The 22,364-nt window shown below is 55.5% G+C and carries 21 protein-coding genes; 9 read left to right on the top strand and 12 right to left on the bottom strand.

What is annotated here, in order from left to right; genetic code table 11:
* The first annotated feature begins 2 nt into the window (after window positions 1-2).
* The 6 genes from VOI14_RS12580 to VOI14_RS12605 all read left to right on the top strand — a co-directional run bounded on the left by VOI14_RS12580 (window position 3) and on the right by VOI14_RS12605 (window position 8,242).
* Entirely contained in the window at window positions 3-1,070 is a 1,068-nt protein-coding gene (locus VOI14_RS12580; RefSeq protein ID WP_323752395.1) for a succinylglutamate desuccinylase/aspartoacylase family protein, read from the top strand.
* Window positions 1,071-1,084: 14 nt separating this feature from the next.
* Window positions 1,085-1,510 carry a secondary thiamine-phosphate synthase enzyme YjbQ gene (locus VOI14_RS12585; protein ID WP_323752396.1) on the top strand — a complete coding sequence of 142 codons (426 nt, stop codon included), beginning with the start codon at window positions 1,085-1,087 and terminating at the stop codon, window positions 1,508-1,510.
* A gap of 217 nt (window positions 1,511-1,727) precedes the next feature.
* Window positions 1,728-2,705 carry a TAXI family TRAP transporter solute-binding subunit gene (locus tag VOI14_RS12590; protein ID WP_323752397.1) on the top strand — a complete coding sequence of 326 codons (978 nt, stop codon included), beginning with the start codon at window positions 1,728-1,730 and terminating at the stop codon, window positions 2,703-2,705.
* Between the two features lie 83 nt (window positions 2,706-2,788).
* Complete coding sequence (locus VOI14_RS12595; RefSeq protein ID WP_323752398.1) at window positions 2,789-4,984, top strand: TRAP transporter fused permease subunit; 2,196 nt, start codon at window positions 2,789-2,791, stop codon at window positions 4,982-4,984.
* Between the two features lie 94 nt (window positions 4,985-5,078).
* Complete coding sequence (locus tag VOI14_RS12600; RefSeq protein WP_323752399.1) at window positions 5,079-6,893, top strand: sensor histidine kinase; 1,815 nt, start codon at window positions 5,079-5,081, stop codon at window positions 6,891-6,893.
* Window positions 6,890-8,242, top strand: a complete 1,353-nt coding sequence (locus VOI14_RS12605) for a sigma-54 dependent transcriptional regulator (protein WP_323752400.1) — start codon at window positions 6,890-6,892, stop codon at window positions 8,240-8,242. The genes VOI14_RS12600 and VOI14_RS12605 overlap by 4 nt, the downstream gene beginning before the upstream one ends.
* 47 nt (window positions 8,243-8,289) lie before the next feature.
* Here the strand turns inward: VOI14_RS12605 and VOI14_RS12610 are convergent, their stop codons facing one another.
* From VOI14_RS12610 to VOI14_RS12630, 5 genes are all read right to left on the bottom strand, one after another.
* Window positions 8,290-9,948 carry an acetolactate synthase large subunit gene (locus tag VOI14_RS12610; protein WP_323752401.1) on the bottom strand — a complete coding sequence of 553 codons (1,659 nt, stop codon included), beginning with the start codon at window positions 9,946-9,948 and terminating at the stop codon, window positions 8,290-8,292.
* A 49-nt stretch (window positions 9,949-9,997) separates the two neighbouring features.
* Window positions 9,998-11,611, bottom strand: coding sequence for an FAD-binding protein (locus tag VOI14_RS12615; RefSeq protein ID WP_323752402.1), 1,614 nt, complete (start codon window positions 11,609-11,611; stop codon window positions 9,998-10,000).
* Window positions 11,612-11,799: 188 nt separating this feature from the next.
* Entirely contained in the window at window positions 11,800-13,185 is a 1,386-nt protein-coding gene (locus VOI14_RS12620) for a PhoH family protein (RefSeq protein ID WP_323752403.1), read from the bottom strand.
* A 23-nt stretch (window positions 13,186-13,208) separates the two neighbouring features.
* The gene (locus VOI14_RS12625; RefSeq protein WP_323752404.1) at window positions 13,209-13,700 is read right to left on the bottom strand and encodes an HPP family protein; all 492 of its coding nucleotides are present in this window, start codon (window positions 13,698-13,700) and stop codon (window positions 13,209-13,211) included.
* 84 nt (window positions 13,701-13,784) lie between these two features.
* The gene (locus VOI14_RS12630; protein ID WP_323752405.1) at window positions 13,785-14,522 is read right to left on the bottom strand and encodes an START domain-containing protein; all 738 of its coding nucleotides are present in this window, start codon (window positions 14,520-14,522) and stop codon (window positions 13,785-13,787) included.
* A gap of 139 nt (window positions 14,523-14,661) precedes the next feature.
* On the opposite strand from VOI14_RS12630, the gene VOI14_RS12635 reads away from it, so the two are divergent.
* Window positions 14,662-15,669 (top strand): DUF2804 domain-containing protein, encoded by a 1,008-nt coding sequence (locus tag VOI14_RS12635; RefSeq protein ID WP_323752406.1) that lies wholly within the window; start codon window positions 14,662-14,664, stop codon window positions 15,667-15,669.
* A gap of 14 nt (window positions 15,670-15,683) precedes the next feature.
* Here the strand turns inward: VOI14_RS12635 and minE are convergent, their stop codons facing one another.
* From minE to VOI14_RS12660, 5 genes are all read right to left on the bottom strand, one after another.
* Window positions 15,684-15,938 (bottom strand): cell division topological specificity factor MinE, encoded by a 255-nt coding sequence (minE, locus tag VOI14_RS12640; RefSeq protein WP_323752407.1) that lies wholly within the window; start codon window positions 15,936-15,938, stop codon window positions 15,684-15,686.
* Between the two features lie 2 nt (window positions 15,939-15,940).
* The gene (gene minD, locus VOI14_RS12645; protein ID WP_323752408.1) at window positions 15,941-16,753 is read right to left on the bottom strand and encodes a septum site-determining protein MinD; all 813 of its coding nucleotides are present in this window, start codon (window positions 16,751-16,753) and stop codon (window positions 15,941-15,943) included.
* A 62-nt stretch (window positions 16,754-16,815) separates the two neighbouring features.
* Window positions 16,816-17,574: a septum site-determining protein MinC gene (minC, locus tag VOI14_RS12650; RefSeq protein ID WP_323752409.1), complete on the bottom strand. Its 759-nt coding sequence runs from the start codon at window positions 17,572-17,574 to the stop codon at window positions 16,816-16,818.
* 22 nt (window positions 17,575-17,596) lie between these two features.
* The gene (locus tag VOI14_RS12655; RefSeq protein WP_323752410.1) at window positions 17,597-17,959 is read right to left on the bottom strand and encodes a HopJ type III effector protein; all 363 of its coding nucleotides are present in this window, start codon (window positions 17,957-17,959) and stop codon (window positions 17,597-17,599) included.
* Window positions 17,959-18,237, bottom strand: a complete 279-nt coding sequence (locus tag VOI14_RS12660) for a DUF1244 domain-containing protein (protein ID WP_323752427.1) — start codon at window positions 18,235-18,237, stop codon at window positions 17,959-17,961. Before VOI14_RS12660 ends, VOI14_RS12655 begins: the two co-directional genes overlap by 1 nt.
* Window positions 18,238-18,351: 114 nt before the next feature.
* Here VOI14_RS12660 and dinB point away from each other — a divergent pair, with 114 nt between their 5' ends.
* On the top strand, window positions 18,352-19,416 hold the full coding sequence (gene dinB, locus VOI14_RS12665; RefSeq protein ID WP_323752411.1) for a DNA polymerase IV: 1,065 nt from the start codon (window positions 18,352-18,354) through the stop codon (window positions 19,414-19,416).
* Here the strand turns inward: dinB and VOI14_RS12670 are convergent, their stop codons facing one another.
* Both VOI14_RS12670 and VOI14_RS12675 read right to left on the bottom strand, forming a co-directional pair.
* Window positions 19,417-19,974, bottom strand: coding sequence for a phosphatase PAP2 family protein (locus tag VOI14_RS12670; protein ID WP_323752412.1), 558 nt, complete (start codon window positions 19,972-19,974; stop codon window positions 19,417-19,419).
* A complete protein-coding gene (locus VOI14_RS12675) occupies window positions 19,940-21,160 on the bottom strand; it encodes a glycosyltransferase family 1 protein (RefSeq protein WP_323752413.1) in 1,221 nt (406 codons plus the stop codon). Before VOI14_RS12675 ends, VOI14_RS12670 begins: the two co-directional genes overlap by 35 nt.
* A 127-nt stretch (window positions 21,161-21,287) precedes the next feature.
* Here VOI14_RS12675 and VOI14_RS12680 point away from each other — a divergent pair, with 127 nt between their 5' ends.
* The gene (locus tag VOI14_RS12680; protein ID WP_323752414.1) at window positions 21,288-22,325 is read left to right on the top strand and encodes an NADP(H)-dependent aldo-keto reductase; all 1,038 of its coding nucleotides are present in this window, start codon (window positions 21,288-21,290) and stop codon (window positions 22,323-22,325) included.
* Window positions 22,326-22,364 lie beyond the last annotated feature (39 nt).

The following is a 22,364-nucleotide window of genomic DNA, read 5'->3' on the forward strand; positions in this document are numbered from 1 at the left end:
TCATGGCAAGAGCACCGTTTGAGATTGCTGGAGTGCAGGTGAAGGCAGGCACTCGCGAAACCGTGAACGTTCAGGTGGCCAAGTTGTACACCCACACGCCGCTGCATATTCCTGTGGAAGTGGTGCATGGCCGCCGTGACGGGCCCGTATTGATGGTGTGTGGCGCTATTCATGGTGATGAAATCAACGGTGTCGAGATCATTCGCCGGGTGATGAAAAACTCGGCACTGCGGCATTTGCGGGGCACTTTGGTGGCGGTGCCCATCGTCAACATATTTGGCTTCGTTCAGCGCACCCGGTACCTGCCGGACCGTCGCGATCTGAACCGATGTTTCCCCGGCTCGGAAACAGGCTCCTTGGGTGGCCGTATTGCCTACTTGCTGCGCACCCTGATCATGGAGAAAGTCACGCACATCATCGATTTGCACACTGGCGCCGTTCACCGGTTCAACCTGCCGCAGATACGGGCCGAACTGAAAAACCCGGAAACGACCCGCATGGCTGAAGCCTTTGGTGCACCGATCATCATCAACGCCGGTCTTCGGGATGGCAGTTTGCGAGCCTACGCGGACTCGCTCGACATTCCGGTGATTACCTTTGAAGGCGGCGAAGCTCTGCGTTTTGACGATGTAGTGATCGCCAGCGGGGTGAAAGGCATTATCCGAGTGATGCGGGAACTGGAAATGGTGCCGGCCAAGAAAGGCCCCAAGGCACCGAAGAAGCGATCGGAAACCGCGGCAAACTCACAGTGGGTGAGAGCTGACATCGACGGCATCATGCGTCCGGTCGCTCGTTTGGGGCAACGAGTGCGCAAAGGACAAAAGCTGGCGATGGTCGCTGACCCGTTCGGTGAAGCGGAAGTCGCGATTGCATCTCCGTGCTCGGGCATTGTGATCTGTGTGAACAACTTGCCGCTGGTGAATGAAGGTGAGGCGATTTACCACATCGCCCGTTTTGATGAGCTGGGTGAGGCGGAAAAAGCCATGGATTACTTCCGAAGCTCATACGAAAGCGAGGTGCCCGAAGACGCCGCTGTTCCGGTTCACCCTTGGGATGACCTGCAGAAATAAACTGTGGAGAGACTATGATCTGGCATCAGAACATCATTGAGTTGCCGCCGTACCCTCGGGGCTTCAATCTGGTTACCGACGACATCCTCGCGCGGGCGCCGGAGCTGACCAACTGCGAAGTCGGCTTGTTGAATCTTTTTATTCAGCACACCTCGGCGTCCCTGGCGATCAATGAAAACGCTGATCCAGATGTGCGCGGTGATCTGGAACGCCATTTCAATGTCATGGTGCCGGAAAACGCGCCTTATTATGAACACACCCTGGAAGGGCCTGATGACACCACTTCCCACATCAAGAACGTGATCATCGGGCCAACGCTCACCATTCCCATCACCCACGGCAAGCTGGCGCTCGGCATCTGGCAGGGTATTTACTTGTGTGAACACCGGAACAACGCTGGCGGGCGAAGGGTTGTGGCGACGTTGCAGGGGCGCTGGTGAGGGCCGGGATTGGTTTTGGCGGGAATTAACCCAATGCAATAAATATATGTGTGGGTTTCTACCCATTTCTTCCATTCTTGATTTCTTCGTGTTGTCGTAGATGGTTGTTTTATAGATTCTTTGTATTTATGGCTCAGGTTTTGCTTTAGGGCTCGGTCAGGAGGTCGAATGCGGCCTCGTCTGCACCGAACTAACAAAACGCATCGGGAGCTTTTTTATGAATCTTCAGACCATCATGGCGGCCGCGTTCGCCTCATCTGTATTCGCTGCAACACCTGCTGTTGCCCAAGACCGTGCCGGCTGGCCGGACAGTTTCACTGTCGGCACTGCAAGCCAGGGCGGCACCTACTTCGCATACGGTTCTGGTTGGGCGAACTTTGTGGCCGAAAACCTGGGTGTGTCTGGTGGTGCTGAAATCACAGGTGGCCCGGTTCAGAACATGGCGCTGGTTCACACCGGTGACCTGAAGTTTGGCTTGACGACCATGGGTCCGGCCCGTGAATCCAGAGACGGTGAAAGCCCTCTGGCACCGGGCATGAAGATGGACAACGTGTGTGCGATGTTCCCGATGTACGAGACACCGTTCTCTATCACGGCTCTGACCAGCACCGGCATCGAATCTATTTCTGATATCCCGGATGGTGCGACTATCGGGTTTGGCCCGGCAGGCTCCACGTCTGACACCTACTTCCCACGCATGATGGAAGCCCTCGGGGTTAACTTTGAGCGCCGTAACGGAAGCTGGTCGGATCTGGGTGGCCAGTTGCAGGATGGTTTGATTGACGTGGTTGCGTTTGCAGCAGGCATTCCAATTCCGGCGGTTAGCCAATTGGAAGTGCAAACTGATGTGAACATCATCGGTATGAACGACGAAGAAGCCAAGACAATTGTCGACAGTTTCCCGGTTTCCGAGTTTGTTATTCCTGCCAGCACCTACCAGTCTCTGGAGGAGCCGTCGCGCGTTGTGTCCATGTGGAACTTCGCCATGGTGAACTGCGACATGCCAGAAAGCTTTGTGTATGAAATCACCAAGCTGACCATGGAAAACAACGAGAAGATGGTGTCTATCCACAAGGCAGCTCGATTCTCCATTCCAGAAAACTACACCAAGAACACGGTATTGCCGTGGCATCCGGGTGCTGCCCGTTGGTTTAACGAAAACGGTTACACCATCGAAGCCAGCGATATTAAGTAATAAGGCTTAAGCCCCGGGGTGCGTTATCCCCTCCGGGGCTTGGTTGCATCTGAATAACCGCCTTTCTACAGGCAGGACCAATCATGACCAAAGAACATTTTCCCGCTGATGGTGGGCAACCATCCGCTGAAAACCTGACGATTAACGAAGATCACCTGCTTGCGCACGACGTTGACGAAGAGCCCGTTGAGGCCAATCGCCGGATGTTTACCGGGCTTCTGCTCAAGTTTGTGATCATGCTGGCTATTGCCTATTCCGTGTTTCATTTGTACACGCTGAATGTGGCGCCCATGGAGACTTGGTCGTTCCGGATTGTGCACGTTGCCGGCGCCTTGGTGTTGGGTTTTATCTTGTTTGCTGGTGCCCGTTTTGTTTCCTCCGAGGAGGGAGAAACCCGGCACAAATGGACGTCCTGGATCAGTGCGGTGGCTTTGATTCCCGCATTTTACGCGCTATATCAGACCTATGCCTTTGACCTGCTGCTGAAGGCGGGCGCTTTCCGGGTGCCCGTTGAGCTGGAAACCTGGCATTTTGGTTGGCCTCTGTTGGCGGCCACGGGTATTGGTATTGTGATGAGCTGGTTCCACCAGCGTGATCGTGCTCGTTTCAGTATGCCGGACCTTGTTTTGGTTGTGTGCTCTATTGCCGTTGCCTCTTATTTGCTGGTGGTATTCAACACCACTATGCGGATGACGACGGGTACCGCCTTTGCGCCAGTAGGGATCTCCTTCGCGGCTGTGGCCGGCACTGCGATGATCATGGAGCTGACTCGCCGGGTGGCGGGCATGGCGCTGGTGGTCATCGGGCTAGTGTTCCTCGCCTACGTGTTTGTTGGCCCTTATCTGCCGGGCTTTTTGGGCTATCCGGGCCTGTCGGTACAGCGATTCTTCAGTCAGGTTTACACGGATGCGGGAATCTTGGGGCCGACCACCGCGGTGTCTTCGACTTATATCATTCTGTTCATTATTTTTGCTGCGTTTCTTCAGGCTTCTAAAGTGGGCGACTACTTTGTGAACTTTGCGTTCGCCGCCGCTGGCCGTTCCCGTGGTGGCCCCGCCAAAGTGGCCATTTTTGCCTCGGGTCTGATGGGCATGATCAACGGCACCAGTGCCGGTAACGTTGTGTCGACCGGCTCGCTGACCATTCCGTTGATGAAGCGGGTAGGCTATAGCAAAGAGTCTGCGGGTGCTGTTGAAGCCGCGGCCTCAACCGGTGGGCAGATCATGCCACCGATCATGGGTGCCGGTGCCTTCATCATGGCAGAGATTACCGGTATTCCTTATACCGACATCGCCATTGCCGCGATCATTCCTGCGATCCTCTACTTCGCATCAGTCTTCTTCATGGTCGATTTTGAGGCTAAGAAGCTGGGGATGCGCGGTATGCGCAGCGATGAGTTGCCGGACCTGAAGGTTCTGGTGCGCCAGGTGTACTTGTTTGCACCGATCATCATCCTGATTGTTGCTCTGTTCCAGGGCTATTCGGTCATCCGTGCCGGTACGCTGGCGACGGTGTCCGCAGCGGTGGTGAGCTGGATTTCGCCCAACAAAATGGGGATTCGTGCGATCTTGCGCGCCTTTGAAATTGCGGCTTACATGTCTATCCAGATCATCGTTGTCTGTGCAGCGGCCGGGATTATCGTGGGTGTTATCTCGCTGACCGGTGTCGGTGCGCGCTTCTCTGTGTTGTTGCTGGATGTGGCTGCCCACAGTAATTTGCTGGCATTGGTGTTCGCGATGTTCATCTCCATCCTGCTGGGTATGGGCATGCCGACCACGGCCGCCTACGCGGTAGCGGCGTCTGTCGTTGCGCCAGGCTTGGTTCAGCTGGGTATTGAGCCGCTGACCGCGCACTTCTTCGTGTTCTACTTCGCCGTGGTATCTGCGATTACACCGCCGGTGGCGCTGGCTTCCTACGCGGCTGCGGGGATTTCAGGTGCCAATGCCATGTCGACGTCGGTCGCGTCGTTCCGTATCGGCATTGCCGCGTTTATCGTACCGTTCATGTTCTTCTACAACGGTGCGCTGTTGATGAATGCGGAATGGCTCGAGATTGCGCGGGCGTTGATCACGGCAATCTTTGGTGTGTACTTGCTGTCAGCCGGTGTCCTGGGTTGGTTCGCCAAATCAGCGGCGCCGGTTCTGGTACGTTTGCTGCTGGTTGCTGCCGCCTTGCTAACCATTGAAGGTGGCATGTGGACCGACTTCGCGGGTATCGGGTTGGCGGTTGTCGCTTTCCTGATCCAGCGTAAGCAGGCACCAGGACTGGCCGCGGCCTGACATGGTGAGTCAAGGGCAGGGCAACGGGTGTGAAAGCCGGTTGTCCTGCCGGGTTCCGGACGTTAGTCTAGAGGCTTTTCCGGAACCCGACCCCATGCTTTATCGGATCAGTGTTGCTGTCGTTCTGATCGTCACCCTGCTGTTGGCCTGGGTGATTGGTGGCTGGTTTGGTTACCGCCAGCTGGAACATGACAGCCTGCAGGAAGCCTTTCGTTACCGCCAGTTGGTTGCCAACGAACTCAACCGCTACATTCCCGTTCCCGAATTGATCGCGGAACACCCGCTATTGGCGGAAGCCCTCCGACGACCGGATGACCCGGTGACCATCCTCAAGGCCAACGAGCAGATGCAGAGGATGGCTACGATCGTGGGTGGTTCGGACATCTATTTGATGGACCTGACCGGCCTTGCCGTTGCTGCGAACAATTTTGGCGAGCCCGATAGCTTTGTGGGCAGTAATTACTCCTATCGACCTTACTTTTATGATGCCTTGGGTACAGGGGGGGCGGTGGTGTATTTTGCCCTCGGCACTATGTCTCTTGAGCGCGGTTTGTATTTCTCTCATCCGGTCCGGGATCAGCGTGGCTCGATCCTTGGGGTGGTTGCGGTCAAGGTGCTGGTGCACGAGCTGGAATCCCATTGGCAGCGGCCCGATACCGAGCGACAAGCTGAAATGGTGGTTTTGGATGATGACGGTGTCAGCTTTTTGGCCAGTAACCGGAGGTGGTTATACCGTGATTTTTCGCTGGATGGTCAGGCCGCCGCGAATACCAAAGTGCGCCAGCGCTACCCGATGCGAGACTTGAAACCTGTTGATTTCAACCTTCAGGAAGGACCGTGGGTGTTGTCGGAACAATCGACGCGAATGCGGATGCACGGAGCGGATGGTGAGCGGAGTTATCTGGCGCTGGAGGCCGGTTTACCCCGGTTGGATTGGCGGCTGCTGGTTATTGCTGACACGCGCCCCGTGACCTGGAACCGGCTCGGCTTTTTGCTGGGTGGTGGCGCGATCTTCCTGGCGGGTTTTCTGACCTGGCTGTATCTGCGCGAGCGTCAAAGACGGGAGCGAGAGCTGGCGGCAAGGGGTGAACAGTTGGAGCGTCGGGTGGCACAGCGTACCGTGGACTTGAAGCGCTCGAATGATCAATTGTTGGCTGAAATTCAGGAGCGAGAGCGGGCCCAGACGGAATTGCGGGAAACCCAGCAAGAGTTGATTCAAGCTGCCAAGTTAGCCGTGTTGGGACAGATGTCTGCGGGGCTTAATCATGAGATTAACCAGCCACTGACGGCCATTCAGGCCTATGCCCGTAACAGCCGGAAGTTCCTGGAGCGTGGGGCCGGCGACATGGTCGATGCCAACTTGCAGGAGATTGTCACGCTGTGCGATAAAATGGCGGAGCTGATTCGTCAGTTCAAGGTATTTGCGCGTAAGTCGGAAGGGCCGCCGTCGCTGGTGGACCTGCGCTTACCTGTAGATGCCGCGCTGAAAATTATTACCGCTCAGAGCACCAGCGACGGCATCGATATTCGATGGCGCCGGCCGGACGTTCCCTTGATGTGTCACGGCGACTTGATTCGGGTGGAACAGGTTATGGTTAACCTGATGGCAAATGCGGTTCAGGCCGTGGAAGGTCAGGCTGAGCCCGAAATTCTTGTGGATGTTGTGGAAGACGGGGAATATTGGTGCTGCATGGTTCGGGATAACGGCCACGGATTGCCTCGAAACACCGAGCGTGTTTTTGAACCCTTCTTTACCACGCGGTCAGTGAAACAAGGATTAGGGTTGGGGTTGTCGATTTCGAAACAGATTGTTGAGGCTCTTGGTGGCACCTTATCGGGCCAGAACCGGGCGGATGGCCCGGGCGCCGAGTTTGTTCTGAAACTGAAACAGCGTAGGGCAGAGGAATGACCGCACCGCTAGTGATTTTTGTGGACGACGATCCCGATATTCGGATGGTGATGGAGCAGACGCTGGCACTGGAAGATATGCCTGTGGCCTGCTTTGCTGATGCTGAATCCGCGCTAAAACAGGTGTGTCCGGAATTCGCTGGCATCGTGTTGAGTGACTACAACATGCCGGAAGTGAACGGCTTGGAGTTGCTGCAAAAAATACGTGCGATCGATGAAGACATTCCAGTTATTCTGCTGACCGGGCAGGGCGATATCAGTACGGCGGTATCGGCCATGCAGCAGGGCGCTTACGATTTCATTGAAAAGCCATTTGATCACGAGGAGCTGATCGAGCTGCTGAAGCACGCGCTCGAAAAAAGGCATCTGTCGTTGGAAAACCGCCAATTGAAAGCCCAGCTGCGTCAACTGGCAAAACCTGGCCCTCGCATCCTGGGGGATTCACCCACGATGCAGCGGGTGATGGCAACGGTAGAGCCAATTCTGGATATTTCCGCCAATATTTTGCTGTATGGTGAGACTGGCTCCGGTAAAGACGCGCTGGCTCGTTACATTCACGAAAGTAGCCCGCGCAGTGGTTACAATTTTGTGGCGATCAACTGTGGTGCGGTGCCTGAGAACCTGATTGAAAGCGAACTGTTTGGCCACGAAATGGGGGCGTTTACCGGCGCGGACAAACGCCGCATCGGGAAGGTGGAACACGCGCATCAGGGCACCTTGTTTCTGGATGAAGTGGAAAGCATGCCAATGGCGCTGCAGGTTAAACTTCTGCGCGTGCTTGAAGAGCAGAAGGTCGAGCGGTTGGGCAGCAATCAAGTGCTGGATGTGGATGTTCGCATCATCGCGGCTACCAAAGCAGACCTGAAGAAACTGTGTGATGAAGGGGAGTTTCGCCCGGATCTGTATTATCGCCTTAATGTGGTGAAAGTGGACATTCCGTCTCTTCGGGAACGCAAAGAAGACATCCCTACACTGTTTCATCACTTCGCGTTGATTGCCGCCGCCCGCTATGACCGGGAAAGTGTGCCACTGGATGCCGGGCAGGCGGCCCGGTTAATGCAGCACTCCTGGCCCGGAAACGTCAGAGAGCTCCGCAACCTGGCGGAGCGCTATGTGCTGTTGGGGCCTGCGGCGCTGGAGGATAGTGATAGTGACGATATCCGACACTTGTCGGGGCGCCAGACCCTGTCTGAAATGATGGACGGGTTTGAGCGTGCTGCCATTGTGAGTGCGCTGAATGCTTGTCAGGGGAGTATCAAAGACACCATGGTGGCGCTCGGAATAGCCCGCAAAACATTGTACGACAAGATGAAAAAGCACGGCTTAGATAAAGCCGAGTTCAAAGATTGAGCCGGTGCGGGAGTTAAGCCCGCACTGACTCACGCCCCGGTATTCCCTTAAGGGGCTATTTTCTTCTTCAAAGCCTTGGACACCGGTCGCGGCAAGCGCGGAAGCGAGCGCAGCAGCCAGGGCAGTACCTTCCGCTTAACTCCATTCAGTGACTCCGGCACGATGGCTTCGATGAGGTGAGGCCCTGGGTTATTCTGGGCGTACTCCATCGCTTTTAGCAGCTCTTCTGTCGTGTGTACCCGAATGCCGTGCACGCCCATGCTTTGTGCAAGCTGGGCGAAGTGGGTCACAGGGCCGCTGATGTCCAGCTGCGATTTGGCTTTCTCACCGGCCTCTTCCGCGCCCACACGTTCCAGTTCGACGTTCAGAATCGAGTAAGACGCGTTATTAAAGATGATGGAGGTGACGTTGAGTTGCTCACGCGCCATGGTCCACAAGGCTTGAATGGTGTACATGGCGGTGCCGTCACCAATCAACGCATAAACCGGGCGATCCGGGCAGGCAATGGCGGCGCCAGTTGCGCTGGGCAGGCCCTGGCCAATGGCCCCGCCGGTGAGAGTGATGATGTCGTGCCGAGGTGCGCCTGCGGTCATCACATTCAGCATCAAGCCGGAGGTAATGGCTTCATCAACGATGATGCTGTTTTCCGGCATCAGGTGCCCGAGCGCTTTACAGACTTTCTCTGCCGTGAGTTTCCCACGAGGGCGACTGGGGCGAGCCGGTTGCTGAAGTTCGGGGTCCACGCAGGCGGCGCCCAACACTTCTGCCAGTTTGTTCAGACTGGTGAGTGCATCCTGCTCGGGGGTGGATAGCGTATAGAGCGTGCAGTGTTCGGGCACCAGATCACTCGGTTTGCCGGGGTAGGCGAAGAACGAGACCGGAGGCTTCGCGTCGACAAGAACCAAGTTGTCGTATTCGGATAATTGTAACGTAGCCAACTCCGCCAGATAGGCGATCCGCTCGACCGGAGGTAGGCCAACGCCCCGTTCAATGCGGGTCGGGAAGGTTTCAGCGAACAGCTTTACGCCGCTGTGGGCGGCAATGCGCGCAGCGGCCATCAAGCTCGGTTCCCGAAGCGCTCGGCCACCCAGCAATACCGCGCTTTTTTTGCCGCTGCGCACTGCTTCTGCAACGGCTTGAACCGTGGCATCGTCAGCGCCAACGAACTCAGGCTCTGGCAACGGTGCACAAGGGACGCCGCCTTCACCCCAGGAAACATCCGCTGGCAGGATCAGTGTGGCAACCTGACCGGGAAGGCCCTTGGCGGCGGCAACGGCTTCTGCTGCATCCTGGCAAAGTTGTTCTGTAGTCTGGGAGGTGCGAACAAATCCGGGGGAAACATTGCGGGCCACGGTTTCAATGTCTGACTGCAATTGGGCGTTGTATTTAACGTGGTAGGTGGCGTGATCGCCCACAATGTTTACCACCGGCACTTTGCCTTTGCGGGCGTTGTGAAGATTGGCCAAACCGTTACCCAAGCCACAGCCGAGGTGCAGCAAAGTCGCCGCGGGCTTGTCAGCCATCCGTGCATAGCCGTCTGCGGCGCCGGTTGCGACCCCCTCAAACAGAGCCAACACCGCTCGCATTTTGGGTTCGTTGTCCAGGGCGGCCACAAAGTGCATCTCGCTGGTGCCCGGGTTACTGAAACAAACCTCTATACCGGCATCCACCAGTGTTTTCATTAAAGCTTGAGCGCCGTTAGACATGGAACTTCTCCTGATCAATATTCTTATTGGTTTTTGTTGAAGGCTTGCGTCAACCCGCGGCCAAAATCGACCTTGCCGCGGCCCGGGCTGTCATGATGCAGCCCGGCAAAAATGTACCTTCGAGTGACCGTTTGCCACTGGCTCCGCCCCCGCCAAAGCCCGCGGCTTCCCCGACACAGTAAAGGCCAGGGATGGGCTGATTGTCGACATCCAGAACACGGCTTTGTAAGTCGGTGCGTAGGCCTCCGAGGCTTTTCCTCGTGGTTAGCTGCATGTGGATGGCGATAAACGGGCCAGCGCCGGATTTCTGTAAGGGGGCCGGTTTGCAGGTGCGCAATCGGTCTGGCCCCCATTGCCGTGCGTGTTGGATCAGCCGGATCTGCGGGTCGTTGTTTAGCTGTGTACCCTTGTGGAAATTGGCGTCGAAAGCATCGGCGGTGGCTTGGAGTGTGGCGGGATGGATATCCACTGAGCAGGTCAGGCCGTTCATCTTGTCAGCCAGTTCCTCAAGCGTATCGGCTACCAGAAAGTGCGGGCTTTCGTGTTCCATTTGGGTAACCAAGGGCTTATTGCCGAGTAGCAGTTCTTTCAGGAACAGCGGGAACTGCTTGTCGCGAATGCGCGCGTTGTGTTCCGCGCCGGAGATGGCGAATTCTTTCAGGGCGATGCGCCGGTTTAATAGATGCCAGGTCCAGGGCTTTTCCTGTGCTGCGACTTGCTGGCATAGCCAGTGGGTGTCGAAGCCGGTGACCAAGGGTTCCGGGCCGATGCGCTCGCCGCGATGATTCAGCCACAGAGCGGACTTGCAGGGAATGGTGGAAAGGCCGTGACCTTCAAAGTGTGGGTAAGGGTGGGGGAAACCTGCCGCATAGTTCCACATCTCGCCGGCATGGGTGATTTTCGCGCCCAGGTTGTCTTCGGTCCAGTGATGCAGTTTGCCATCGGCAAACGGATGAGCGCCATTCAACATGCTGGTTGGTTGCGGGCGCTCTGAAGGCCAATTGGCCTGACATTCTTGATGGCTGCCGTTGAGGCCGCCCATGGCCAGAACCACCGCTGGCGCGGTTAAACGCACTTCTTCGCCGGTCAGTTCATTGATGGCGACGGCGCCGGATACATTCCCGCTCTGGTGATCGAGCCCGGTAATCCTGTGCTGGTGGAGCAGTGTCAGGCGACCACCGGTATCGGCCCGATGCATGGCTTCAATCATTTTCAGTGTGAGTTCACGGGACGTGCCCCAAACAATGTGGTATCGGGGTACCGAGTTACCGTTTGCCAGTCGGCCACGCTCAACCCAGTTCACCGCGGGCATGAACTTCAACCCTTCGCCGAGCAACCAGTCATACACTTCGGTGCGGGAGTGTTCTACGTAGTACCGGGCCCATTTCATGGGCCATTCATCGTTTGGGTCGAGTTCTCCGAACCGCAGCCAGTCGTTCAGGGCCGTTTGCGGAGAATCGGGGATTTTTAGTCGTTTTTGCAGGGGGGTATCAACCAAGGCCATACCGCCGAAGGCCCATAAGGCGAGGCCGCCTAGACGCTGCGGGGTGTCGCGATCGACCAGAGTGACCGTTTTACCTGCCCTTAATGCTTCGAGTGCAGTAACGATACCGGCCAGACCGCCTCCGGCGATCAGTAAATCGGATGAAAGAGGATTGGCCATAGGAAGTTACCTGTCGACTCAGTTTGTCATTTTTATTAGGGGCGATCCTATACTGCCGTCACCGGTTATGGTGTGACATAAAGGGCCAAAGTGGCCCGCGTGGTAGATTGCGTCACCGATAACCGGGGCAACTACCTGAGGACGGAATGCAGGCCATTGAGGTGTCGCCCTGCATTTCGTCTGTCCGTTTAAAGGTTGGCTTCCGCGTATTCGGCCAGCGCCGAGCGTGGTACGCCTTGCAGGTGGATATGCCCGCCGTGCTTGAAGCCTTTGAAGCGCTCGGTCATGTAGGTCAGGCCTGAGCTAAGGGGGCTCAAATACGGCGTATCGATCTGTGCCAGGTTGCCCAGGCAGATCACTTTCGACCCGTTACCCGCCCGCGTGATGATGGTTTTGATTTGATGGGGCGTCAGGTTCTGGGATTCATCGATAATGATCAGGCTGTGCTGGAAGCTGCGACCCCGGATGTAGTTCATCGACTTGAAGTGCAATGGCACCTTGCTGAGGATGTAATCCACGCTGGCCGACATGTTTTCGTCGTCTTCATGCAGCGCTTCTAGGTTATCAACGATGGCGCCGAGCCAAGGCTCCATTTTCTCTGCTTCAGTGCCGGGCAGGAAGCCGATGTCTTCATCCAGCCCTTGGGTGGAGCGGGTGGCGATGATGCGTTTGTAGAGTTTGCTGGCGACCGTCATCTCGATACAGGCGGCCAGTGCCAAGATGGTTTTACCCGAACCGGCTGACCCGGTCAGATTGACCAGATGGATCTCGGGATCGAGCAGAAGGTGCAGGGCCATGGCCTGATAAATGTCTCTCGGCACCAGACCCCAGACTTCTTCATTCATCAGATCGTCGTGTAGCAGATCTTTGATCACGAGTTGATCGTCAGAAATGTCCGCGACCTGACCGATAAAGCCTCGCTCATCAATAACGAACTCGTTGATATTAAGTTTGGCTAACTCGCCTTCGCGCTTGAGCAAGTGTTCGGTGACGCCAGCGCGCTGAACGGTTTCAACCTTCGCGATATTGTCCCAGAAGGAGTTGGGGAATTCCTTGTAGCCTTTAGGGAGTAGATCAATGTCGTCCAGCAACTGGTCGTTGTGGTAGTCCTGAGCCTCCACTCCGAAGCCCCGGGCTTTCAGGCGCATGTTGATGTCTTTACTGACCAGTATGATGTCGTGGGAAGCGTGTCGTTCTTGCAGGGCCGCCAGGGTGTTGATGATTTTGTTGTCGTTTAGGTGCTCCGGCAACGAATGGTTGCCGTTGCGTTCGGTGCTCATGATGATGGAGAGCGTGCCCAGTGGATCGGCTTTTTTGCCCCGAAGGATGGGGATGCCTTTTTCGATGTCTTTGGGGTTGGCGTCGCCCAGTAATTTGTCGATGTTGCGAATCGCCTGGCGGCAGTCGGCGGCAACCGATTGTTTGCCGGATTTCAGACCGTCGAGTTCCTCGAGGACCGTCATCGGAATAATGACGTCGTGTTCTTCAAAATTCAGGAGGGCGTTGGGGTCGTGGATAAGGACGTTGGTATCGAGGACGTACATTTTTTTGCGAGCTTGCGGTGCTCTGGGCATAGATGCGTTACCTCTGTGTTGTGTCAGTTGCACTCGGCGCAGCGCTGGGATAAGTCTTTGTCTGAAATCACTTTGAGCATGTCGTATGTGGTAATAATACCCGTGATTTTTGAATCGCGGGTGACAAAAATACGGTGCAAATGTTCGCTCATCATCACATTGGCGATGTCACGTACGGGGGTGTTTTCATCGATCGAGAAGACCAGTGGCGTCATAATGTCCCGGACTTCGACAGGCACTTTGCCCATTTCTTCAAAGATCGCCATGCGCAGGCGACGGGCGTCACTCTGCTCTTCTTCTGTCAGTTGTGGCTGATCATCGGAACGGGATGCGTTCCAGCGAAACTCGGTGATGTCTTTGAGGGTTGCGATACCGATGATTTCGCCGCTGTCATCGGTGACAGGGCTGCCGGTGATTTCGTTGTCGGTGAGAAAGCGGGCCAACCGATCCATGGTCCAGTTTTGGGGGACAGCCTTGATGGTGGGCGTCATGATCTCGTGAGCGAGAATAGGCATCAGATAATAGCTCTTCCAATCGCAGTGTTTCTGTTGCAGCTTAGCCGTTCCTTGGCCTGCCGTCACCCCCGTTTGATCAAGTACTTAAGGGGGCTCAGGAACGACGGCTTTTATGTTGCCATCTGCCGCCCATTGAATCCGGTAACCCAGATATTTTGTCTTACGGGCTACAGCCTCGAGTGCTTGCAAGGACTTGATCGGGATATCCACCACTAGCTGATTGACCAGCCATTCCGGCAATGCACCATTGGGTTCGGTGTGTTGAACCCAAACCATGTGAGTGCCGTCGTCAGTCGGGCGGAATCGGTACAGCGTGTTGGAACGGTCAACCCGTACACGAGAGTTCAGTTCGGCTCGCATGCCGGGTGTGGCGTTTAAGTCCATGATGACTTCGCCGGTTTCGGCATTGCCGCGAGTACGTATGCGCAACACGTAATCCCGATCAGAAACGGGCCAGGGCATGTCGTTCACGGAGTAAGCGTAGCGATCATGGAAGTTGCCTTTGCTGAAAGCAAAGGACTCGGAGCAATTGTGTACCCATTCTTTGCAGGATTCGGGATTGATCATCACCGCCATTAGGTTGTTGATGGGTACATTCAGCTCGGCAACGGCTTTGAAGGCCTGAAATCCTGAGCCGGGTTGATCCATGGTATAGATGCGAATGTTGTCGACTTGCTTTTGCAAAGCCCATTGCTCTGAATTCATCGGCGGCAAGGCGGGATCGTCTTCTGCATAGGCGTGAATAGACAAAGACAGAGTGGCCAGCAGAGAAACGAAACCGCCGAGAATGCCCCTAATGCCACGGACACGGGTGGTGATCATAAGCTACACTTTTCGGTTGAAGGTAGCTAGAAAGCCTACCATGCTGATCTGCAACCGCTTCCTGCCGTAGTGAGAGTTTGTGAACCAGGTAGCTTACTGATGCCACCCAGCCTTGAAATGGCCTGATCTGACGAAGACTATGACCGAAAAAAAATTGATCGACCCGAAAGGGCGGATTGTCCCGGGGCTGATATCCGAGCCTGTGGATACCGTTAACTACCTGGATTACGACCTGCGCACGGTGATGGACAAGCCCCGTTCCCGATTTGCGCGGCAATGGCGCTTTAACCAGTTTCAGTTTGTTAGCGCGATGTCGCCGGGCTGGGTATTCGGGATGGCGATTGTCGATTTGAAATTGGTCGGTTCCGGCTTCTTCTATCTGTTTGATTTCGAATCCGGGCAGATGTATGAGCAGTCGTTTATTCAGCCTCTGGCCCGGCACACCGGGATTGAGCCCTATCCGGAGAGGGGCAACGCCCGTTTCAGGAAAGGAGACGTGTCCCTGGCGATTGAGCCTGCCATAGGGGGGCGAAACGTGCGGGTGAGTGCGCCGGGCAATGTTCAGGTTGATCTGGTATTGAGGGACGACAATGACCCTCATCGTTTGGTGTGCCCTGCGGGGTATACGGGATGGGTGTTTACCCGAAAGTCCTCGGGCTTGCCGGTAGATGGTGAGGTGCGCTGGGGGCAGCAGATTTGGAGAACGGATGCGCAGAGCAGGGGCTCCATCGACTGGAGTTGTGGCTTCATGCGACGGGAAACCGCCTGGAACTGGGCGTGTTTGGCGGGGGTGAATGATGATGGCGTATCGGTGGGCTTGAACCTTGCCGCGGGCGTCAATGAAACGGGGTTGACGGAAAATGCGCTCTGGCTGAATGGTCAGCGATTCGTGTTAGGAGCAGCTCGGTTTGAATTTGACCGCTACCAGCCAGAGACCAATTGGCGGGTGACCACAGAGGATGGAAAAGTAGACCTGTCGTTTGTCCCTTCCGGCGTGCGCAAAGAGAAGTTGAATGCGGGGATACTGGCGTCGAATTTTCGCCAGTTCGTTGGTACGTTCGAGGGCACGGTGGAGGATGCGTCAGGCAAAAAAATCCCCGTAGCAGGACTGCGGGGATTGATGGAGGATCACTTTGCCCGCTGGTAAGGCGGGCAAGGATGCTATTGCTCCGGCAGGGTAACGTTCAGCTCCAGTACCGAGCAGCTGTCGTTTCGGTCGACTTCCACCTGCACCATGTCATCACTGATTTGCACGTACTTTCGAATAACCGCAAGTAGCTCTTGCTGCATCTGGGGGAGGTAATCCGGCTGACCCCTTTGCCCGCGTTCGTGGGCTACGATGATCTGCAGGCGTTCTTTGGCAACGCTGGCGGTGCTATTGCTTTTGTTGCTTCTGAAGTAATCCAGAAAACTCATCCCTAGCCCCCCTTGAACATCCGTGAGAAGAAACCTTTTTTCTGTGCGGTCATGAAGCGATGTTCGCGCTCCTCGCCCAGAAGTCGTGCGACTGCGTCGTCATAGGCCTGGCCTGCGTCACTCTCTTCTTCAAGGATGACAGGCAAGCCTTGGTTGGAGGCGTTCAAGACAATCTGGCTTTCCGGAATGACTCCGAGCAGCGGGATCGCCAGAATTTCTTCAACATCTTCCACAGACAGCATTTCACCACGTTCTACTCGTTCGGGGTTGTAGCGGGTCAGCAGCAGGTGTTCTTTAAGCGGGTCCTGGCCCATTTCGGCCCTGCGGGACTTGCTTTGCATGATGCCCAGAATGCGGTCAGAGTCACGTACCGAAGACACTTCCGGGTTCGTAACGACAACCGCTTCATCCGCATAATAAAGTGCCATCAATGCGCCGTGTTCGATGCCGGCCGGGGAGTCGCAGATAATGTAATCAAAGGTTTCGGAAAGCTCATTGATGACTTTCTCTACGCCTTCTTTGGTCAGGGCTTCCTTTTCCCGGGTTTGTGACGCTGGGAGAATGTAAAGCGTATCGACCCGCTTGTCTTTGATCAGGGCCTGGTTCAGCGTGGCTTCACCCTGAATGACATTGACGAAATCGTATACGACCCGGCGCTCACAGTTCATGATCAGATCGAGGTTTCGCAAACCTACGTCGAAGTCGATGACGACCGTTTTGTGGCCCCGTTTGGCAAGCCCGGTGCTGAGTGAGGCGCTGGTGGTGGTTTTACCGACGCCGCCTTTTCCTGAGGTAACGACAATGATTCTAGCCAAGGTTCAAGTCCTGTTTCGCGGTGGATTCGTCAAATATAAAAACGTTATTTGTTCTTGCACTATCAGCCTTTGTCCAGTGGCGACACCACCAGCACATCATCCTTGAGCTGGATTTGCACAGCACTTTTCCAGCCGTTGTCTTGAAGATCTTCGGGAATTTTATAGTGTCCAGCAATAGACACAAGCTCTGCCTCTAGTGACTGGCAAAAAATGCGTGCCGATACTGCACCGTGTATACCGGCTAAGGCTCGTCCCCGCAGTGCGCCGTATACGTGGATGTTCCCGGCCGCCAGCACTTCCGCGCCGGCCTGTACCGGAGCCAGGATAATCAAATCACCTTCCGGAGCATGGATTTGCTGCCCTGAACGAACCGGTTGAGTCACGATCTTTGCGGGGGTGGGCTCCGGTGCAAGATTCGCGGTCGGAGCTTCTGGGGCCGGTTGGGCTGCCTCGGCAACGGGCTCGGGTGCCGCTGATTTCTCACGAACCGAGCCGCCGGGCATCAGCGCCAGCGAGGCGCCCTTGGCGAGTCGACGTTGATTCTCGTTGGCAGCCCGAACGCCGATCACTTGAATGTTATGACGGCGACAAGTCCCGATGATCTTGAAAAAGTCGATTTCGCTGTCCAGGCCTTCGTATTTGTCGAGGCTGATCACCAGAGGAATGTCTTTAAAAAAGCCGGGTGCCTGACTGATTTTATCCCGCAGGTTAGCTTCGAATTCATGTTCATCGAAGTAGTAAAGTTCCAGTGCTGTAAGCGTGACGCTGGCGCTTTTTAGCTGGAAGCTCTGTTTTACTTCGGGGTTAGCAGTATCGCTCATGAATGCTCGTTTTCCTGATGGGTTACTGGGTGGATTCGGCTTGGGCCCGCAACGGTTGGTTGTCAAAACGAATGCCGGACCATCCGGTGCTGATGAATTGCCGGATATTACCATGGCTCGTGCCCGTCGGGTCGCCCAGAACTTGTTGGTAATGCTGTGCGAACAGTGCGAGCGTGTCGTTTTCGTTCAGGTTGCAGTACTGGCCTAAGCCAAATACCCGGCAGGAACCGGCGTTTTCTCCGACTTCGTTGCGAAGGGGGCCGTTGTCAAAACCGGTGGCCTGAAACTCGAAGTGTTGGTCGATCAGCGCCAGGGTGTCGTTAAAGTCTGCGTGGCCAGCCTTCAGCGATGCCAGATGAATGCGAACAGCTTCGTTGATGTTCATTATTTGTGATCCTGTTTGGGGCCAGCTTGGTATTTTTCTTTCCACTGCTCGTACGGCATGCCGTAAATTTCTTCACGGGCATCGGGGTCAGATAGCTCGAAGCCGCGTTCTTGTGCCTCGGAACGATACCACTTTGATAGGCAATTACGGCAGAACCCCGCCAGGTTCATCAAGTCGATGTTCTGAACGTCTGTGTTTTGGCGTAAGTGATCGACCAGCCGTCTGAAGGCGGCCGCTTCGATTTCAGTCCGTTCGGACTCGGGAATAGGGTTGCTCATGATGTCTCGCAGTAGGTTGACGGTTTGAATCTGGAGTTCCTGACATTCTCGGCATGTTACCGTAAGATACAAGGCTGTATAAACGTACAGATTGTTAACCTGAGCCCACGGATTATGCCCCAGCGCAAGATCATCCATGTAGATTGCGATTGTTTTTACGCCGCGGTCGAAATGCGGGACGACCCGTCCTTGCGGGATGTTCCGCTGGCGGTCGGCGGTGATGGTGGGCGTGGTGTGGTGACCACCTGCAATTATAAGGCTCGGGCTTTTGGTGTGCGCTCGGCCATGCCCGGTAGTGAAGCTCGGCGCCTGTGCCCGGGTTTGGTGACGGTTCCGACGAATATGAGCAAGTACCGGGCCGTGTCGCAGCAGGTGATGGCGATATTGCGCGACATGACCGATCTGGTTGAACCCTTGTCGCTAGATGAAGCCTTTTTGGATGTTTCCGAAATTACCGATCACAAAGGCAGTGCCACGCTGATGGCGCGACACCTGCGTGAGCGTGTGAAGCGGGAAACGGGTATCACCATTTCTGCGGGTGTCGCTCCCAACAAATTTCTCGCCAAAATTGCCAGTGACTGGCGTAAGCCCGATGGTTTGTTCGTCATTACCCCTGATGAAGTGGATGCTTTTGTGCAGGCGTTGCCGGTTGAAAAGCTGTCCGGGGTGGGCCAAGTGACGGCGGGAAAGCTTCATGGTCTGGGTGTAACCACCTGCGGTGATATGCAAGCACTCGGTGCCGAGGTGTTAATAGAAAAGCTTGGTAAGCAAGGGTATCGCTTGTTCGAAATGTCCCATGGTCGGGATGAGCGGCCGGTGGTGGTGTCCCGGGTCGCCAAATCTGTCAGTGTGGAACGAACCTTTTCTCAGGATCTGGCAGGCAAAACGGCGTGTGATTCTGTGATGCCATCACTGGTGGCGGATCTGAACCTGCGCCTTGCCCGAAAGAATCGGGACAAACCCATTCATAAACTTTTCGTGAAAATACGCTACAGCGATTTTTCTACCCACACGCTGGAGCGGGTGCGAGATCAGATTTCTGAACCTGAAGCGGCTGACTACCAGCCGCTGCTGGATGAACTGGTCACGCGCGAAGATCGCCCGGTTCGTCTAATGGGCGTCGGCGTGCGCTTTCGGAACGACGAAGCGCCGGTGACTCAATTGCGGTTGTTTGACTGATCAAACGGCCAGATCTGCGAATACCCATACCGATGTCCACCCCAACAGTCCACCAATCAGCGCTCCTGCCGCAACGTCGCTGGGGTAGTGCAAACCCAGAACCACCCGGGATGCGGCAACCGACAGGGTGAACGGAAGAGCCTGCCAGGCTATTGCCGGTAACATTGCGAACAACATGGCCTGGAAGCAGGCCGCGTGCATCGTGTGCCCGGAAGGAAAGCTGTAACGATCCAGTGGTGGTGTTGCACAGTTAATGGCCGGAAAGGAAATGAAGGGGCGTTCCCGAATGAGCCAGTGCTTCAGAGCCTTGTAGCTCAGGGTGCAGATCAGGCCGGTCAGCGTCATCAGAATGGCCGTGTGTAGGCCGTGAATGGGCGCTATGAAGGGTATAGCGAGAATCAGTGCATACCAAAACCAGCCATCGCCCAACCAACTCACCAAATGGAAGTAGCTTTTAATTGGTCGAAACCTGATGGTGCGGTTAATGGCCTGGCACAGGGCGAACTCGCGTTGGTCCGCCTGCTCAAAGAACCGGGAAGCTTTGCTTGCTAGGGGCATGGTGTGAGGCCTGTGTGTATGGGTTGAATGCCAAACGTTCGAATTGTTCTATTTGGTGGTTCCAGTTGAGATCGAGCGTGTCGAGCCGAGCCTTGGTCCGAACTCGCCGGAGTAAAGACGGTTGATCGGCCAGCTTCAGTGCGTGATGGACGAAGTTGTCGTCGTTATGGAGCGGTGCTTTCATGCCGTTGTCGTTGTGTCGAATATGCTCGGATGCGGCTGCATCGTTAAAGGCGATGACGCCTAAACCGCTGGCCATCGCTTCCAGGACAACGTTGCCAAAGGTATCGGTTTTGCTCGGGAACAAGAACAGGTCGCCGGAGGCATAGTGTTGCGGAAGATTTTCACCGCTCTGCATGCCGCAAAAGATGAAGTCAGGATGCCGCTCTTCCAAATTGGCTCTCATGGGACCATCGCCAACCAAAACGAAGCGCGCATTTGGGTACAGCTTTCGAATTCGTTCAAAGCAAACCACCGCTAAAGGAAGGTTTTTTTCCGGTGCCAGGCGGCCAACGTACAGTATGGCGAGATCGTTTTCTTTCAGCCCCCAACGATGTCTAAGTGCCTGACTTCGTTTTTGTGGAGTGAAGCGTTCGCAGTCGACGCCACGGCTCCATAACTCGGTATTATTAATGCCCATGGTCTGGGCGGCCGCTATGGTATTTCGGGTGGGGGCGAGGGTTCGGAGGGTTCGGTTGTGGAACCATCGACCATAAGTGCTCAGTATGCGTTCGATAGCGCCCAGCCCGTAATAACGGGAGTAGCTGTGAAAGTTGGTGTGGAAGCCTGAGAGTACAGGGATGTTAAGTCGTTTGGCGGCCGCAACCGCGGCTACACCCAGGGGGCCTTGGGTGGCAACGTAAATGCAATCCGGGCGATTGTTCTGCCATAGCGTCACAAGGGTCGCTGGTCGGGTGATGCCGAACCGAAATTCGGTGTAACCGGGGATCGGGATGCCGCCGACCAAAAGCTCATGTGAAAACAGCTGGCTGCCGGTGTTAGGGTAGAGTCCTGTTTGTTCGTGGGACTGCCGGGGGCGTACCACCGTTACTTGGTGCCCGCGGTCAACCAGGCCCAGGCACAGGTAGCGCAGGGTGTTGGCTACGCCGTTTATTTCCGGCGGAAAGGTTTCAGAAACAATGGTAATCTGTTGCCTGTGCCGGCCTGGTCGTATGGTCTCAGTCACGGTGCATTCCGCAAGCTTCTTTGTCATATGGCTACTATGAAAGCGCGCCATGACAACTCTGCGACAACCCTGTGACATTCCTCTTACGCTTGTTTCACTCTTTTCTGAAAGCCGCTAAGGAGCTTTTATGCAAATGCGAAAACTTGGAAATACTGACATTGATGTCAGTCTGATTTGTCTGGGTACTATGACCTGGGGCGAGCAGAACACTGAGCAGGAAGCATTTGAACAGCTTGATTATGCGGTAGGGGCCGGTATTAATTTTATCGACACGGCTGAGATGTATCCGGTGCCTCCGAAAGCTGAAACGCAGGGCCTGACGGAGCAGTATTTGGGCAACTGGCTTGCCCAGAGAGGGCGCCGAGATGATCTGGTCATCGGGTCCAAGGTCGTGGGCCCAGGTCCCAGTTTTGGCTACATGCGTGGTGGCCCGAGAATGACTCGGGCGCAAATTCGTGAGGCCTGTGAGGGCAGTCTTCAGCGCCTGCAAACGGATTACATCGATCTTTATCAGGTGCACTGGCCTGATCGTAACGCAAACTTCTTTGGCAAGCTCGGTTACCAGCACGACCCGAAAGAGGTCATGACGCCGATTGAGGAAACGCTCGGGGCGCTGGATGAATTGGTGAAAGAAGGCAAAGTGCGCCATGTCGGGCTATCGAACGAGACGCCGTGGGGGGTAATGGAATACCTGCGATACGCTCGCGAGAACGATTGGCCCCGTGCGGTTTCAATACAGAATCCGTACAGCCTGTTGAACCGTTCGTTTGAAGCCGGGCTTGCTGAGTTTGCGCACCGGGAAGGCACCGGGCTTCTGGCCTATTCGCCTTTGGCCTTTGGCATGCTCACGGGTAAGTACCTCGGAGGCAAGTGGCCGGAAAAGGCGCGCTTAACTTTGTATGAGCGTTTTTCCCGTTATGCCGGTGAGCATGCTGCAGATGCGACTCGAGCCTATGCCGAGCTGGCGTATCAGCATGGGCTGACGCCAGCCCAAATGGCACTCGCCTGGGTGAACAGCCGTGATTTTGTCACCAGCAACATTATTGGTGCAACGAATATGGAGCAGCTGAAAGAAAACATCGGGTCGGTCGATATCAACCTGAGTGCGGACATTGTTTCGGCAGTTGAGGGAATTCATAACGAGTTCACCTATCCTTGTCCATAAAAAAGGCAATAACTTCAATAGGTTAATGATGCATGGCCG

Source organism: Marinobacter sp. (assembly GCF_034669625.1).
Taxonomy (GTDB): domain Bacteria; phylum Pseudomonadota; class Gammaproteobacteria; order Pseudomonadales; family Oleiphilaceae; genus Marinobacter.

What these genes read in the sequence shown, in the direction of transcription:
- VOI14_RS12580 (WP_323752395.1), top strand. Translation starts at nt 3, where the DNA reads ATGGCAAGAGCACCGTTTGAGATTGCTGGAGTGCAGGTGAAGGCAGGC.
- VOI14_RS12585 (WP_323752396.1), top strand. Translation starts at nt 1,085, where the DNA reads ATGATCTGGCATCAGAACATCATTGAGTTGCCGCCGTACCCTCGGGGC.
- VOI14_RS12590 (WP_323752397.1), top strand. Translation starts at nt 1,728, where the DNA reads ATGAATCTTCAGACCATCATGGCGGCCGCGTTCGCCTCATCTGTATTC.
- VOI14_RS12595 (WP_323752398.1), top strand. Translation starts at nt 2,789, where the DNA reads ATGACCAAAGAACATTTTCCCGCTGATGGTGGGCAACCATCCGCTGAA.
- VOI14_RS12600 (WP_323752399.1), top strand. Translation starts at nt 5,079, where the DNA reads ATGCTTTATCGGATCAGTGTTGCTGTCGTTCTGATCGTCACCCTGCTG.
- VOI14_RS12605 (WP_323752400.1), top strand. Translation starts at nt 6,890, where the DNA reads ATGACCGCACCGCTAGTGATTTTTGTGGACGACGATCCCGATATTCGG.
- VOI14_RS12610 (WP_323752401.1), bottom strand. Translation starts at nt 9,948, where the DNA reads ATGTCTAACGGCGCTCAAGCTTTAATGAAAACACTGGTGGATGCCGGT.
- VOI14_RS12615 (WP_323752402.1), bottom strand. Translation starts at nt 11,611, where the DNA reads ATGGCCAATCCTCTTTCATCCGATTTACTGATCGCCGGAGGCGGTCTG.
- VOI14_RS12620 (WP_323752403.1), bottom strand. Translation starts at nt 13,185, where the DNA reads ATGCCCAGAGCACCGCAAGCTCGCAAAAAAATGTACGTCCTCGATACC.
- VOI14_RS12625 (WP_323752404.1), bottom strand. Translation starts at nt 13,700, where the DNA reads ATGCCTATTCTCGCTCACGAGATCATGACGCCCACCATCAAGGCTGTC.
- VOI14_RS12630 (WP_323752405.1), bottom strand. Translation starts at nt 14,522, where the DNA reads ATGATCACCACCCGTGTCCGTGGCATTAGGGGCATTCTCGGCGGTTTC.
- VOI14_RS12635 (WP_323752406.1), top strand. Translation starts at nt 14,662, where the DNA reads ATGACCGAAAAAAAATTGATCGACCCGAAAGGGCGGATTGTCCCGGGG.
- minE (WP_323752407.1), bottom strand. Translation starts at nt 15,938, where the DNA reads ATGAGTTTTCTGGATTACTTCAGAAGCAACAAAAGCAATAGCACCGCC.
- minC (WP_323752409.1), bottom strand. Translation starts at nt 17,574, where the DNA reads ATGAGCGATACTGCTAACCCCGAAGTAAAACAGAGCTTCCAGCTAAAA.
- VOI14_RS12655 (WP_323752410.1), bottom strand. Translation starts at nt 17,959, where the DNA reads ATGAACATCAACGAAGCTGTTCGCATTCATCTGGCATCGCTGAAGGCT.
- VOI14_RS12660 (WP_323752427.1), bottom strand. Translation starts at nt 18,237, where the DNA reads ATGAGCAACCCTATTCCCGAGTCCGAACGGACTGAAATCGAAGCGGCC.
- dinB (WP_323752411.1), top strand. Translation starts at nt 18,352, where the DNA reads ATGCCCCAGCGCAAGATCATCCATGTAGATTGCGATTGTTTTTACGCC.
- VOI14_RS12670 (WP_323752412.1), bottom strand. Translation starts at nt 19,974, where the DNA reads ATGCCCCTAGCAAGCAAAGCTTCCCGGTTCTTTGAGCAGGCGGACCAA.
- VOI14_RS12680 (WP_323752414.1), top strand. Translation starts at nt 21,288, where the DNA reads ATGCAAATGCGAAAACTTGGAAATACTGACATTGATGTCAGTCTGATT.